We start from the raw sequence: 11707 nt of genomic DNA on the forward strand, positions 1-11707 counted from the left end.
ATGTCATGAGAAATTTCATCCTGAGACGGCTGCTGCAAACGCTGCCGATGCTGCTGCTGGCCTCCTTGATTATCTTTATGCTGTTTGCCAAAACGCCGGGCGATTTTATCGACGGCAATATCACCCTCACAGCTGCCCGCGCCGCCGAACTGAAAGCCATTTACGGCCTGGATCAGCCGCTGCTCACCCGCTATATCCACTGGCTCGGCCAGCTGCTGCGCGGCGATCTCGGGTTTTCGCTGCAGTACCAGATCCCGGTCAGCCAGCTGCTCAACCAGTACATCTGGAACTCCTTCCTGCTGGCCAGCGTGGCGCTGGTGTTTTACTGGGGAATTGGCCTGACGGTGGGCGTGGTCTCAGCGCTGAAGCCCAATTCTGCGTTCGATCATCTGGTGAGCGTCGCGGTGTTCGCCGCCATGTCGTTCCCGACCTTTTTTCTCTGTCTGCTGCTCATCAAGTGGTTCGCCGTCGACCTGCACTGGCTACCGGTGGGCGGCATGACCAATACCGGCAGCGACGACAGCGGCTGGGAGTATGTGCTGCAGGTCGCCGCCCATCTGGTGCTGCCGGTACTGGCGCTGGTGATGCTCCAGGCGGGCAGCCTGACCCGCTATTTTCGCGCCAGCATGCTCGACGTGGTGAAAATGGATTTTATCCGCACCGCCCGCGCGAAAGGGCTGCGCGAACGCACGGTTATCCTGAAGCACGCCCTGCGTAACGCCCTGCTGCCGATCATCACCCTGCTCGGCTTCGAGCTGCCGGGGCTGTTCTCCGGGGCGATCATTACCGAAAAAGTGTTTAACTGGCCGGGGGCCGGGCATATTCATATCGATTCGCTGGCCGCCCGCGACTACCCGGTGTTAATGGGCTTTACCCTGTTTCTGGCGGTGCTGACCATTCTTGGCAACCTGATTGCCGATGTGCTTTACGCGTGGGTCGACCCGCGCATTCGCGTGAGGTCCTGATGCTCAGCTCTCTGTTTTCTGCTAACCGACGCCTGCGCAAGGCGGAAATCCCGGCGCTGGCGCAGGTGACCCCATCCCCCTGGCGTCAGGCCTGGCAGGCGCTGCGCCGCAATCGCCTGGCGATGCTGTGCCTGCTGCTGCTGGTCGTAATGGCCCTCTGGTGCATACTGGGGCCGCTGTGGTCACCGTGGAAAGACGATGCCACCGACGCGCTGATGATTAACAGGCCGCCCGGCGCGGAACACTGGCTGGGTACCGACTTTCTCGGTCGCGATATTTACACCCGCCTGCTGCTGGCCGGGCGCATTTCGCTGATTATCGGCCTGCTGACCATGCTGCTGTCGGTCACCCTTGGCTATCTGCTCGGCGCGCTGTCGGGCTACGCCGGCGGCCTGACCGATAAACTTATTATGCGTTTTGCCGATCTCGTGATGACTATCCCCGGCCTGCCGCTGCTGATTGTCGCGGGCGCGATGCTCTCGGAGCTCGATTTCTCACCGGACTCACGCATCTATATGGTGGTGATTATGCTGAGCCTGCTGGAGTGGCCGAAGCTGGCGCGGCTGGTACGCGGGCAGTGCCTCTCCCTGCGCGAGCGCGACTTTATGCTGGCGACCCAGGTGCTGGGACTGTCGGCGCGACGCCGTCTGTTTGGTCATCTGCTGCCGAATACGGTACCGATTCTGGTGGTGATGGCAACCATGGCGGTGGCGAACGCTATCCTCAGCGAGTCGGCGCTCAGCTACCTCGGGCTTGGCGTAGTACCGCCGACGCCGTCGTGGGGCAATATGATGGACGCCGCCAACAGCCTGATCGACTTTCAGCGCCGGCCCTGGCTGTGGATGCCGCCGGGGATCGCCATTTTTATCACCGTCATCGCCATCAACGTGCTGGGCGACGGCCTGCGCGACGCCATGGACCCTAAAATGAAACAGAGGCTGAAATGAGTCGCGCATTAATCACCTTTAATCAGCTTTCGGTCTCTTTTGCCGCCGACAAAAACCGGGTACGCGCGGTACAGGATGTGTCGTTCACTATTCGCGCCGGGCAGACCGTTGGCGTGGTCGGCGAATCCGGCTGCGGCAAAAGCGTCACCGCCATGTCGTTAATGGGCCTGCTGCCACCGCAGGCGGCGCGCATTGACGGCGGGGAAATTCTTTTTGAGGGCCAGGACCTGCTGCGGCTGAAAAACGCCCGTATGGCCGACCTGCGCGGCAATCAGCTGGCGATGATTTTTCAGGAGCCGATGAGCGCCCTGAATCCGGTACTCACCGTCGGCGAGCAGCTCTGCGAACCGCTGATTCGCCACCGCGGCGAGCCGCCGAAGGCCGCATGGCAGCACGCTACCCAGCGCCTGACGGATGTCGGGCTGGCGCGCGCGGAGAGCCTGATGGCCAGCTATCCGCATCAGCTTTCCGGCGGCATGCTGCAGCGGGTGATGATTGCCATGGCGCTGAGCTGCCAGCCGAAGCTGCTGATTGCCGATGAGCCGACAACCGCCCTGGACGTCACCGTGCAGGCGCAGATCCTGCGCCTGCTGCGCGACCAGGCGCGGGCCAACCGGATGGCAATGATGCTGATTACCCACGATCTCGGGGTTATCGCGCAGATGGCCGAGCACGTTGTGGTGATGTACGCCGGGCGTATCGTCGAGCAGGGCGCGACCGCCGCGATTCTGCGTCACCCGCAGCATCCCTATACCCAGGGGCTGATTGCCTCGCGGCCGGTGCCGGGGGCCCGGCGCCGACGCCTCTATTCAATCCCCGGCCAGGTGCCGGACCTCGCCGCCCTTCCCGCCGGATGCGCCTTTGCCGAGCGCTGCACAAAAGCCACCGCGCGCTGCCGACAGAGCATTCCGCCGCTGTCAGGGCAAGACCGGCAGGCCGCCTGCTTTTACAGTGAACTTTCGGAGGCCGTGACATGAGTCATGAATACGTGATTGAAGTGGATGGGCTGAAAAAACACTTCCCGCTGCGCGATGGGCTGTTCGGTCAGCAGACCGGCGTGCTGCGGGCGGTGGATGGCGTGAGCTTTAAGATTCGCCGGGGAACGATTTTTGGCCTGGTGGGCGAATCCGGCAGCGGGAAAACCACCGTTGGCCGTACGCTGCTGGGGCTGTATGAGAAGACCGCCGGCAGCGTCAAGTTTCGCGGTCAGGAACTTGCCGAACTGCCGCCGCGGGCAATGCGCGCGCTGCGGCCTAAAATCCAGCTGGTGTTTCAGGACCCCTACAGTTCGTTAAACCCGCGCATTCGCATCGGCGACGCCATTGGCGAAGCGATGCTGGAGCACAAGCTCTGTCGCCGGGCGGAGCTGTATGATAAAACCCTTGAGGTGATGCGCATCTGCGGGCTGGCCCCGCAGCATTACAACCGCTTCCCGCACGAATTTTCCGGCGGCCAGCGTCAGCGCATCGGCATTGCCCGGGCGCTGATCTTAAACCCGGATTTTATTATTGCCGATGAGCCGATTTCGGCCCTCGATGTGTCGATTCAGGCGCAGATTATTAATCTGTTTTCCGATCTGCGCGACGATCATGGGGTGACGTTTTTGTTTATCTCCCACGATCTCGGGGTGGTAGAACATCTCTGCGATGACGTGGCGGTGATGTATCTCGGGCAGCTGGTGGAGACCGCCAGCCGCGATGCGCTATTCAGCCGGCCTTTGCATCCCTACACCCGGGCGCTGCTGGCGGCGGTACCGACCCTCGATCCGGACAGCGAGCCGGTCGCGGTGGTGCAAGGTGAAATTCCCGACCCGTCCCGGCCGCCTTCCGGCTGTCGCTTTTCCACCCGCTGCCCGCAGGCCAGCGACCGCTGCCGTCGCGATATTCCACTATTAAGGGAGGTCGCCGACGGCCACCACGTCGCCTGTCACGCGGTTTAGCGCCGGCCAGGCTTCGGACCATAAAAAAACCGCCCACAGGGGCGGTTACTTGCGCAAAAGCGAAACGGCTGCGGCTACTCTTCCAGCGCGAAGGCAATAATATCATCGCCCACGTCCGGCGAGTGGCTGGCGCCCCCGGCGGAGATCACCACGTACTCTTTACCGCTTTTCGGTGATTTATAGATCAGCGGCGCCGCCACTGCCCCAACCGGCAGACGAGCGCGCCACAGCTCTTTACCGGTGGCGGAATCCAGCGCGCGCAGGTAGTTATCCTGAGTTCCCGCGAAGAACACCAGTCCGGAAGCGGTTGACGTCGGGCCGCCCAGCGTCGGCATGCCCAGCGGGATATGCATGTGCGTTTTCAGCCCCAGCGGACCGGTATCCTCCACCGACCCCATCGGCACCTGCCACAACAGCTGGCGAGTGTTGAGGTCAATGGCGCTCATGGTGCCAAACGGCGGGGTATTACAGGGAACGCCCAGCGCCGACTGCAAAATATCGATCCGCACGCCGCCGTATGGCCCGGCAATTTGCGGCCGCACGGTTCCCATAAAGCCGGGCACCTCGTCGGTGGAGACTTTATATTTCGCCATATCCTCTTTGCGCACCAGCGACATTCTCAACGGCATCCGCATATCGTTGACGAACAGCGTTCCTGTGCGCTCATCGATAGTGATACCGCCCCAGTTCATGCCCCCCAGCAGGCTTGGCCACTCGATGTACGGCTTCTCTGACGGCGGCGTGTACATGCCAAGATAAGTTGACGCTTTGAAGTCGATACGGCACATCAGCTGATCGAACGGCGTCACGCCCCACATCGATTTCTCGGTGAGCGGCTCGACGCCCAGCTGCGGCATGCCGGTGGAGAACGGCTGGGTGGCGGAGAGATGCTCGCCTTCCGCGCCGTCATGGGCGACAGGCTGCTCTTCCACGCGGGTCACCGGCTTACCGGTACGCCGGTCGAGTACGTAAATCTGCCCGGTTTTGGTGGTCTGGATCAGAACCGGAACCTCTTCGCCCCGCTCGTTTTTCATATGGAACAGTACCGGCTGCGACGGCAGGTCATAGTCCCAGATATCATGATGCACGGTCTGGAAGACCCACTTCGTCTCGCCGGTGCTGGCGTCCACCGCCACCACGGAAGATCCGTATTTCTCTTTGGCCGCGTTGCGATCGCCGCCCCAGTAGTCCGGCGGACCGTTACCGGTCGGCAGATAAATCAGGTTCAGCTCTTTGTCAAAGCCCGGCACCGTCCAGACGTTCGGCGTTTCGAGGGTATAGACGCGACCTTTTACCGGGTCGGTAACGTTTTCCGGCTGGCCGACGTCCCACGCCCACACCACGTTTCCGTTACGTACGTCAAACGCGCGTACCACCCCGGACGGCTCGCCGTGCACGATATCGCGCACCCAGCCGCCGAGCACCGCAATATGTCCCATAATCACCGGCGTTGAGGTCGGGTGGTAGCGTTTGCTGTTTTCGGTATTGTCCATACCCTGTTTCAGATCGACGCTACCGTGGTCGCCGAAGTCATCGCACAGTTCGCCGGTTTTGGCGTTCAGGGCGATCAAACGGGCGTCGACCGTGGACACCAGAATACGCTGCGGGCACTGCTGCAGCGCCGGGCTGGCCTTCTCTTCTGCGCTCAGCGAATCATCGCTTTGTACATCGTAATAGCCGACCCCGCGACAGGTGACGTGTTCGGCGGTACTTGCGTGCGGGTCAAAACGCCAGCGCGCTTTCCCGGTATCCGCATCCAGCGCCGTGACCACGTTCAGCGGCGTACAGGAGTACAGCGTGTCGCCAATTTGCAGCGGGGTATTTTCATCGACGCCAATCCCGGCGCCGGTTAGCCGGCGGCCGGTGTGATACGTCCAGGCGACTTTCAGGTTTTTGACGTTTTGCGGCGTGATCTCATCGTACGGCGCAAAACGGGTGCCGGAGGCATCGCGACCGAAAAACGCCCAGTTATCGCTTTTTGACGCCAGGGTCGGCGTGCTGGCGTCGCTCGCTTTCACCACGCCGTGATGAATACCGCCGTGCGGGTAGAAGGCGGAGACCAGCGTCGCCAGCAGCAGGAGGAAAATCGCCGAGGCGCTCCAGTTGGCGTAGCGTCTGCGCGCAGGCGGGATCGGCAGCGTCGCCGCCAGCCACAGCGCCAGCATCAGCATCAGCGCGGGAACGACCAGCCGGGGGATCAGGCCCCAATAGCTGAGCTGCACTTCATACAGCGCCCAGCAAAGGGTCAACAGGAAAGTCAGAATGGCAAAAGGCAGGACATAGCGGCTGCGGACAAGATAGCCGACGGCGATAAGCAGATAAGCGAGACCGGCTAACAGATACCAGGCGCTGCCGCCGAGAGAGAGGAGTTTGCCCCCCCAGATAGTGAAAAAGAGTCCAGTGCCAAAGCTTAGTAATGCAAAAAGTACCCGGTAAACGGTAAAGAACAGGCCCCTACCGCCACCTTGTTGTTCGTCCATATTTCATCCCATACGACATCAGTCGAAAAAACCAAAACATCTTATATAAACAGCGCATTATCAGACCAATAAAAGCGCATACCGCATATCATGTTGGTTGGACGCTCCCGGACAGAGCGAAGAACGTAAGGAATTATATGTATTTGTAAAAATAATGTAAAACTATCAGGCATTAAATGTTTAAATTTTTTTAATTTATAAAAGTAAGTTGAACGAATGATGAGTTATAACGAAAGCCGTAAAGCCCGCGTTGCATTCGCTGTTAAGCGCGTTTCGATCCTGGCGAATCAGTCCGATCCGTCTTGCTATCCTCACCCCGCTGTTTAATCATACCCGGCGCGTTCATTTGACCGCTTACATCGGGCGAAGCCATTCGCCTTCACACCGGAAGGGGAAAAATTTCATGGCTGTTCAGGAGATTAAACATGAATAAACGAAAATATCTCACCGAAATGGAGATAAAAAAAATCATCAACGAGGCGTACAAGGGAGCGAACCCGGAGAGGGATCGTTGTTTAATCTGGATGTGCTTCATTCACGGTTGCCGTGTTAGCGAAATTCGCCACTGGCGGCTATCTGACCTTGACCTGCATAACCACTCAATTTACGTCAAACGGCTTAAAAATGGGTTTTCCACAACGCACCCTCTCTTTTCCAGCGAGATGACGTTTATCCGTGAATGGCTGTCGGTGCGTAAAAACTATCGCAACAGCGACAGCGACTGGCTATTTCTTTCGCAAAAAGGAACGCCGCTATCGCGTCAGCGGATCCACGTACTGATTAGCCACTATAGCCAAAGTGCGGGTTTAAGAATTGCGGCCCATCCGCATATGCTGCGCCACGCCTGCGGTTTTTCGCTGGCCGATAAAGGCATGGATACCCGGCTAATTCAGGATTATCTCGGTCACAGAAATATTCAGCATACGGTGCTTTATACTGCGAGCAATGCTGCAAGATTTAAAAATATATGGTGACGCGACAACCAATATATTTCTTACTTGACATAATGTATCAGATTGTCACTAACATAATAAATCACCAATACCCTGTCAACCCGTAAGGTTTTTCGTAACTCGAATAATTTAAAACATTAATTATCAATAGATTAGCAACTAGCGCGCATGTTCCAGCAAACCTTAACCTCAGCCGCCCCCCTCCGAAACACCAGATTATTTACCATACACCCCTGAATTATTGGTTTTTAATATCGCAAAAATAGCCATCCATGGCATCTATATCTAAAAAATCAATAAACAAAATAGATAAAACTAAACATGACACTTTGATACAAAATGTCTTCTGCAGAAATAAATCTCAGCGTCACTGGATCTATTTCAGCACGACATCTGGCTATCAGATTAATAAAGGCTCATGAGAAATTTATTTCTGTGAAGCTATTACCTTTCTATATTGCATATAAGGACTATCTTATGAACAAGAGTCTTATTGCTGTTGGTCTGTTAGCCGGTGTCATGTCCGCATCCGCATTCGCGGATGATGGCCGTATTGAATTTTACGGCTCCATCACCGATAGCGCCTGTACCGTGATCAATCATATGACCAACCCGCTGACGGTCATGATGGGGAATGTCTCCAGCAAAGCCTTCAACGGCGCGGGCTCCACGGCCTCGGCAACCAAATTTATTATTGAGCTGAAAGATTGCCCGAAATCCGCTAAGTCGGCCACGGTAAAATTCGACGGCACGGCGGATAGCAGCGTCGGCACTATTCTGGCGCTCACCCAGCAACCGGGCGTAGCAAAAGGTGTTGGGATCCAATTAATGGATAATAAAAACGTCGTCGTCCCATTATATACCGCCTCATCCGCTTACCCGCTGCAGCCGGGCGGAAATAGTCTCGCTTTCGTCGCTCGCTATTATGCGACATCAAACACCGTAAACGCAGGGTTCGCTAACTCAACCAGCACATTTACCCTCAATTACAACTAACGGATATTTCGTCGGCGTATTTCTTTTGCGCTGGCGTTATTTCCGCGGACCGGCAGCGGCCGGTCCGTCCTTTTTCGTATTTGTGGAGTCAATAGCTATCATGCATAAAGGATATAGAGTATTTCCCCTCCTCCTTCTGGTGCTGGCGAGCGAATTAGCGGCGGCGACAGAAAGCGGCGGCGTCACTATTGGCGGCACGCGACTGATTTTTGATGGCGGCAAAAAAGAGGCCTCTTTAAGCGTCAGCAATTCGGATACCGGCCCATATCTGATCCAGTCGTGGGTGGAGCCGAACAATAACGATCCGGCCAGGCCGCCGTTTATTATTACACCGCCGCTGTTCCGCCTCGACGGCAATCAGCAAAACCTGCTGCGGATCGTCAATACCGGCGGCCAGCTCCCAACCGATCGCGAGTCGCTTTATTGGCTAAACGTCAAAGCTATTCCGACAAATACCGCCCCGGAAAACGCGAATACGTTGCAAATCGCCGTAAGGACGCGCCTCAAGCTTATTTATCGCCCCAACACGCTGAAGGGTATCCCGGAAGAGGTAACCCATAAGCTGCGATGGCGCCAGACGGGCAGCAGGCTAACGGTATCGAATCCGACGCCGTTTTACATGAATTTCAACGAGGTCACGGTGGGCAATCATCCCATTACCGAAGCCACCTTTGTCGCACCAATGAGCTCAGCCACGTTTGCTACCCCCGGCAAGGTGACCGGCCTGGTGTCATGGAAAATCATTAACGACTTTGGCGGCGTGGGTAAAAGCCACACGCAGGTTCGCTAACCCGCCGCTGCCGACGGTTTGCGCTGCGGCAATTGCCGTCAGTTCAGGAGCCTTTCAGGATGAACAAAAAAACGTTAAGCGACTCGCCTTTGAATTTAGCTTACCTTATCGCCACCCAGGTTGCCCTCATTGTGGTGATAAGCCCCTATGCTTACGCCCGTGAACGGTTCAACCCCGCCCATCTGGAAACCGGCGCAGGCGGTCTGGCCACCACCGATCTCTCCGCCTTCGAGGTGCGTGGCGGGCAGCAGCCCGGCCGCTACAGGGTGGATATTTATGTCAATGACAGCAAGGTGGATACCCGGGACGTTGAGTTCCGCATGCAGCAAAACGCGCAGGGACAGAGCGCATTACAGCCCTGTCTCTCCCTGAACGATTTGGCCTCATGGGGCGTCATGATCCAGCGTTATCCGACGTTAGGCCAGCCCGATGCCAGCTGCGCAAGGCTGTCGGCGATTCCTCAGGCCAGCGCCGACTTTCGTTTCTCGCACCAGCAGCTGCTGTTAAGTTTTCCCCAATCCTCCCTTACCAACGCCGCGCGCGGCTGGGTCGATCCTGCGCGGTGGGATGACGGCATTCCGGCAGCGCTGGTTAATTACAGCGTCAGCGGCGCCAACAACCGGGACAAAAAAGGCGACGACGGCGACGGAAACGCGCAGTACATTAATTTACGTCCCGGTCTTAATATCGGTCCCTGGCGATTGCGTAATTACACCACCTGGAACCGCAGCCATCAGGGTGGAGAAAACGGCACCTCAACAAAATGGGATACCGTTTATACCTACGCCCAGCGCGATATACGCACGCTGAAGAGCCGACTGACGCTGGGCGATAGCACCACGCCTTCCGATATTTTCGACAGTATTCCGTTTCGCGGCGGCCAGCTTGCGTCTGATGACGATATGCTGCCGGAGAGCCTGCGCGGCTATGCCCCCGTTGTGCGGGGGATTGCTCGCACCCATGCCCAGGTTACGATCCGGCAAAACGAATACATCATTTATCAGACCTACGTTTCGCCCGGCAGCTTCGAAATCACCGATATGTACCCCACCGGCGGTTCCGGGGACCTGTACGTTACCATCAAAGAGTCTGACGGCAGCGAACAATTCCTCGTGGTGCCCTACGCCTCGGTCCCGGTGCTGCAGCGCGAAGGTCGGTTAAAATACGCCATGACCGCCGGCGTTTACCGCGCCTATGACAACGGCATTGATAAAGCTCCGCTGGCCGCCGGCACGGCGATTTATGGCCTTCCCGCCGGCTACACCGTATACGGTGGCGGCCAGTTCAGTAACAGATACCAGGCGTTAGCGTTGGGCATAGGTAAAAACCTGGGCTCCATTGGCGCCCTATCCACCGATATCACCCAGGCCTGGTCGCAGCAAAAAAATCGACCGCGAGAAGAAGGCCAATCCTGGCGTATTCGCTACAGCAAAAACCTGGTGCAGACCGGGACTAACTTCACCTTCGCGGGCTATCGCTATGCTACCAGCGGCTACTGGGATATGCAGGACGTTCTTAATACCTGGCGCGATGGGCGGCGCTACGTGATGCCGGAACGCAGGCGCAACCGCGCCGAGTTAACCGTCAGCCAGAACCTGTTTCAGATCCCAGGCAACCTCGCGCTTAGCGCCATCGTGGAAGACTACTGGGATACCAACAAGCGCATGGAGTCATATAGCGCGAGCTACAACGGTTCGTATAAAGGCATCAGTTTCGGTCTGAGCTACAGCTATAACATTCACTCCGCGGAACGCTACGGCCAGCGCTCCGGGCGCATCTACGACCGCGATGGGCTGTTTGCGCTCACCATGAGTATTCCTCTGGAGAAATTATTCGGCGGCCATCCCACCTACGTTAGCTACATGATGAATACCAGTAAGCAGGGGAATACCACCAATAATCTGAGCCTGGGCGGTACCTTGTTGGCCGATAACAATCTGAGCTGGAGCGTCATGCAGGGCTATGGTTCTCAGGGCCAGGGAAGCAATAGCGGGATTAATGCCGACTGGCGCGCCTCTTACGCCGAGACCCTCGTCGGCTACGCCCGCGATCGCTACAGCGAACGCGTTAACTATGGTTTGCAGGGCGGGATCGTTGCGCATCGCAACGGCCTCACCTTTAGCCAGCCCCTCGGCGAAACGATGGCGCTGATTGCCGCGCCCGGCGCGCAAAACGTAGCGGTGCTTGGACAGACAGGCGTAAAAACCGATCGCTTCGGCTATACCGTCGTTCCCTACCTTAGCCCCTATCGCAAAAACGATCTCACGCTGAATACCGAAACCCTGGCCGATGATGCCGAACTGGCGCTGGCAACGCAGACGGTCATCCCCACGCGCGGCGCGCTGGTGAAGGCCAGCTATGAAACCAGCCTCGGTAAACGGGTCCTGATGACCCTGAGAAAACGCAACGGCGCGTCGGTACCGTTCGGCGCAACGGTTATCGATCCCGCCTCCCCGACGCCAAAAAGCTTCATCGTAGGCGATGGAGGACAGGTTTATCTGACAGGGCTAAAAGACGCGGGTCAGCTGGAGGTTAGCTGGAGTCACGACCCTGATGGCCGGTGCAGAGTGAATTACAGCCTGACGCAAAACGCCGGCGGGATTATCAACCTTAATGCACAGTGTTTATAGCAGGAGC

The 11707-nt window shown here is 57.5% G+C and carries 9 protein-coding genes; 8 read left to right on the top strand and 1 reads right to left on the bottom strand.

The window, feature by feature from the left end; genetic code table 11:
* The first annotated feature begins 5 nt into the window (after positions 1 to 5).
* From BJF97_RS16440 to BJF97_RS16455, 4 genes are read left to right on the top strand one after another with little or no spacing between them, the layout of a single operon-like run.
* On the top strand, positions 6 to 965 hold the full coding sequence (locus BJF97_RS16440; RefSeq protein WP_009652083.1) for an ABC transporter permease: 960 nt from the start codon (positions 6 to 8) through the stop codon (positions 963 to 965).
* A complete protein-coding gene (opp4C, locus tag BJF97_RS16445; protein ID WP_004851599.1) occupies positions 965 to 1912 on the top strand; it encodes an oligopeptide ABC transporter permease in 948 nt (315 codons plus the stop codon). The genes BJF97_RS16440 and opp4C overlap by 1 nt, the downstream gene beginning before the upstream one ends.
* On the top strand, positions 1909 to 2889 hold the full coding sequence (locus BJF97_RS16450) for an ABC transporter ATP-binding protein (protein ID WP_032692922.1): 981 nt from the start codon (positions 1909 to 1911) through the stop codon (positions 2887 to 2889). Before opp4C ends, BJF97_RS16450 begins: the two co-directional genes overlap by 4 nt.
* A complete protein-coding gene (locus tag BJF97_RS16455) occupies positions 2886 to 3851 on the top strand; it encodes an ABC transporter ATP-binding protein (RefSeq protein ID WP_014229628.1) in 966 nt (321 codons plus the stop codon). The genes BJF97_RS16450 and BJF97_RS16455 overlap by 4 nt, the downstream gene beginning before the upstream one ends.
* 74 nt (positions 3852 to 3925) lie before the next feature.
* Here the strand turns inward: BJF97_RS16455 and BJF97_RS16460 are convergent, their stop codons facing one another.
* Positions 3926 to 6331 (bottom strand): membrane-bound PQQ-dependent dehydrogenase, glucose/quinate/shikimate family, encoded by a 2406-nt coding sequence (locus BJF97_RS16460; protein WP_032692923.1) that lies wholly within the window; start codon positions 6329 to 6331, stop codon positions 3926 to 3928.
* 425 nt (positions 6332 to 6756) lie between these two features.
* Between BJF97_RS16460 and BJF97_RS16465 the strand changes: the two genes are divergently transcribed.
* The 4 genes from BJF97_RS16465 to BJF97_RS16480 all read left to right on the top strand — a co-directional run bounded on the left by BJF97_RS16465 (position 6757) and on the right by BJF97_RS16480 (position 11700).
* Entirely contained in the window at positions 6757 to 7305 is a 549-nt protein-coding gene (locus BJF97_RS16465; RefSeq protein ID WP_014229630.1) for a tyrosine-type DNA invertase, read from the top strand.
* Positions 7306 to 7761: 456 nt separating this feature from the next.
* Complete coding sequence (locus BJF97_RS16470; RefSeq protein ID WP_014229631.1) at positions 7762 to 8280, top strand: fimbrial protein; 519 nt, start codon at positions 7762 to 7764, stop codon at positions 8278 to 8280.
* Positions 8281 to 8380: 100 nt separating this feature from the next.
* Positions 8381 to 9070, top strand: a complete 690-nt coding sequence (locus tag BJF97_RS16475; protein ID WP_014229632.1) for a fimbrial biogenesis chaperone — start codon at positions 8381 to 8383, stop codon at positions 9068 to 9070.
* 59 nt (positions 9071 to 9129) lie between these two features.
* Positions 9130 to 11700 carry a fimbria/pilus outer membrane usher protein gene (locus BJF97_RS16480; RefSeq protein ID WP_032692924.1) on the top strand — a complete coding sequence of 857 codons (2571 nt, stop codon included), beginning with the start codon at positions 9130 to 9132 and terminating at the stop codon, positions 11698 to 11700.
* The last annotated feature ends 7 nt before the right edge of the window (positions 11701 to 11707 follow it).

It is taken from the genome of Klebsiella sp. LTGPAF-6F, from assembly GCF_001753185.1.
In the GTDB taxonomy this organism is placed as follows: Bacteria; Pseudomonadota; Gammaproteobacteria; order Enterobacterales; family Enterobacteriaceae; genus Klebsiella; species Klebsiella michiganensis.

Excerpts from the sequence above, each read along its gene's own strand:
- BJF97_RS16470 (WP_014229631.1), top strand. The coding sequence starts at position 7,762 with ATGAACAAGAGTCTTATTGCTGTTGGTCTGTTAGCCGGTGTCATGTCC.
- BJF97_RS16475 (WP_014229632.1), top strand. The coding sequence starts at position 8,381 with ATGCATAAAGGATATAGAGTATTTCCCCTCCTCCTTCTGGTGCTGGCG.
- BJF97_RS16450 (WP_032692922.1), top strand. The coding sequence starts at position 1,909 with ATGAGTCGCGCATTAATCACCTTTAATCAGCTTTCGGTCTCTTTTGCC.
- BJF97_RS16465 (WP_014229630.1), top strand. The coding sequence starts at position 6,757 with ATGAATAAACGAAAATATCTCACCGAAATGGAGATAAAAAAAATCATC.
- opp4C (WP_004851599.1), top strand. The coding sequence starts at position 965 with ATGCTCAGCTCTCTGTTTTCTGCTAACCGACGCCTGCGCAAGGCGGAA.
- BJF97_RS16440 (WP_009652083.1), top strand. The coding sequence starts at position 6 with ATGAGAAATTTCATCCTGAGACGGCTGCTGCAAACGCTGCCGATGCTG.
- BJF97_RS16455 (WP_014229628.1), top strand. The coding sequence starts at position 2,886 with ATGAGTCATGAATACGTGATTGAAGTGGATGGGCTGAAAAAACACTTC.
- BJF97_RS16480 (WP_032692924.1), top strand. The coding sequence starts at position 9,130 with ATGAACAAAAAAACGTTAAGCGACTCGCCTTTGAATTTAGCTTACCTT.
- BJF97_RS16460 (WP_032692923.1), bottom strand. The coding sequence starts at position 6,331 with ATGGACGAACAACAAGGTGGCGGTAGGGGCCTGTTCTTTACCGTTTAC.